This is a genomic window from Streptomyces sp. NPDC056161 (assembly GCF_042268025.1).
Classification (GTDB): domain Bacteria; phylum Actinomycetota; class Actinomycetes; order Streptomycetales; family Streptomycetaceae; genus Streptomyces.
In genome coordinates, this window is the sequence record NZ_JBHJUV010000146.1 from 1 (window position 1) to 2,554 (window position 2,554).

1 protein-coding gene is annotated in these 2,554 nt (G+C 60.1%); it reads left to right on the forward strand.

Translation table 11 applies throughout. The annotated features are described in order from the left end of the window. The first annotated feature begins 670 nt into the window (after window positions 1–670). Complete coding sequence (gene ltrA / locus ACFC09_RS45970; protein ID WP_376539174.1) at window positions 671–2,452, forward strand: group II intron reverse transcriptase/maturase; 1,782 nt, start codon at window positions 671–673, stop codon at window positions 2,450–2,452. Window positions 2,453–2,554: the final 102 nt, after the last annotated feature.

Sequence of the window (2,554 nt, forward strand, 5' to 3'; positions counted from 1 at the left end):
GTGCGACACGAAGTCGCACGAAGCGAGTGAATTGCACTGAAAGGAGGATCAGAGGTGTTGATGGTGTAATTCCGGGCCAGTGTCCACAGGCCCGTTCCCGCCCTGACGTGCGTTGCGAGTAATCGCGGGGTTCGAAGCTCAGGGTTCAAGCCCAAGGGCGCTCGTACCATCCGAGCGCAACAGGCGAGGGAAAGGCTGATGGGTGAACGAAAGTGAACCCGTGATGATGCTCCGTCACAGAAAGCCCTGGAGATGGCATGCAAGATCAGGGTGTAGGGCTGGCCGTTGGAAAGCGGCAGGCGGCGGCTGTGCAGCTCTACGCAGCCGTAAGGACACCGCAGCCTCGGAGTTGAGCGGGCACCCTTCCCAGCCGTGTCTCGATCGTGTGAAACGTGGTAACCCCGTTGAGGTCCGGTGGCGATAACCGGTAGGCCGACCGTAAGGAGAGCTCAACTCCCCAGCGGGAACAGGATGGTCCAACAAGCCAAAGCCAGCAGCCGAAAGGAAACAGGAAGTCGGATGTCGCGAACTGGCACCTCCGCTGGTGACCTCCGTATAACTGGCTGGATACAGGCTCTTGCCTGGCCCGAAAGGGAGCTGACGTGGACCAGGTGAGCCTTTGAATGCTCACGCCGCAAGGACAACCGAACCGAAGGACAAGTTAGGCGCCATGACAACACGGACGAGCGAGGCGGCGCCGGCCGTCGTGCCTGCTCCAAGTCTGGTGAACGGACCGGAGGACCTGAACTGGCACTGGGATGCCGTCGATTGGGGGCATGCCGAAGCCCAGGTAAGACGTCTGAGGCAGCGGATATTCAAGGCAACGCAGGAAGGGGACCTTAAGAAGGCCCGCAATCTGCAGAAATTGATGCTCCGGAGCTTTTCCAACACGCTGGTCAGCGTGCGGAAGGTCACGGAGGTCAACGCTGGACGCCTGACGCCGGGGATTGATGGGAGGGTCATTACGACCTCTCAGGGCAAGACAGAGTTGACGCAAGCCTTGCGTCGCTCCGTTCGAGAACCCAAAGCCCGGCCAGTCAGGAGGGTCTATGTAGCGAAGGCGAACGGCAAGCGGCGCCCGCTGGGAATTCCCGTCATTGTTGATCGGGTGCGACAAGCCCGTGTCGTCAATGCATTGGAGCCAGAGTGGGAGGCCAGGTTCGAGCCGAGATCTTATGGATTCCGGCCGGGCCGAGGCTGTCATGATGCGATCGAAACCATTTTCACCACAGCGTGCGGAAAGAACGCCAAACGCCTGTGGGTGCTCGACGCAGATCTCAAGGCAGCCTTCGACCGCATCAGCCATGATCACATCCTCAACAAGCTCGGCACCTTCCCTGCGAGGAAGTTGATCCACGGCTGGTTGAAGGCAGGTGTGGTTGAGAGGGGCTGGCTCACCCCGACCCGCGAGGGAACGCCTCAGGGCGGTGTGATCAGTCCATTGCTACTCAATATCGCCCTCCATGGAATGGAGAGTGCGGCCGGGGTCCGATATCGCACGGGCCAAGACGGAAACATCGTCGAGGTGGTGCGTGGTGCCCCGGTGCTGGTCCGCTACGCTGACGATCTTCTCGCCTTATGCTCCAGCCAGGAGCAAGCCGAGTGGGTCAAAGCGCGATTGAGTGAGTGGCTGAATCCCAGGGGCCTTACCTTCAACGAAGAGAAGACCCAGATCGTCCATCTGACACAAGGGGTCGATTTCCTAGGGTTCAACATCCGCCGTTACGACAGCGGAAAGCTCATCATTAAGCCCAGCAGAGACGCCATTAAACGAATCCGGAAGCGACTCGCCGACGAGATGCACGCCCTACGCGGCGCGAATTCGGCGGCAGTCCTGGCCAAGCTCAATCCCATCATCAAGGGTTGGGCCTGCTACTACCGGACCGTGGTGTCCAGCCGAATATTCAACGCGCTGGACGCCTACGTGTGGAGGCTCACCTACCGGTGGGGTCTACACAGTCACCAGAACAAACCCACACGCTGGGTTGTTGATCGGTACTACGGCGCTTTCAACACCGCCAGGAAGGACCGATGGGTCTTCGGCAACCGTGACAACGGTGCCTACCTCATCAAGTTCTCCTGGATTCCGATCGTTCGACACCAGGCGGTCAAGTCCGGGGCGTCACCAGACAACCCTGACCTGACCGAATACTGGGCCAAACGACGACGCAGGAGGAAACCTCCGCCCCTCGATCAGCCGACCTTGCGCCTGCTTAAAGCGCAAGAAGGACGCTGTCCAGAGTGCGGGGACTACCTTCTGTACGCCGACCAGGAACCACAGACGCCAGAAGAATGGGGAACGTGGTTCACCGTCGTCCGCAAGGCTCTCCGCAAACAGGCGTTGACCTTGCATAATGATGGTCCTGGCGATCGGAATCACATCCATCTCCTGCATAGCTACTGCCACCACCGACGCTCAGTCAAAGTGGCAGCGGAACAGCGAACTCAGTAGAACCTGCCAGCCCTTGTGGCTTGCCCGAGCCGTGTGCGGTGATAAGTCGCATGCACGGTTCCGAGGGGGCGGCGGCGCAGCAATGCGCCGTCGCTACCCGAC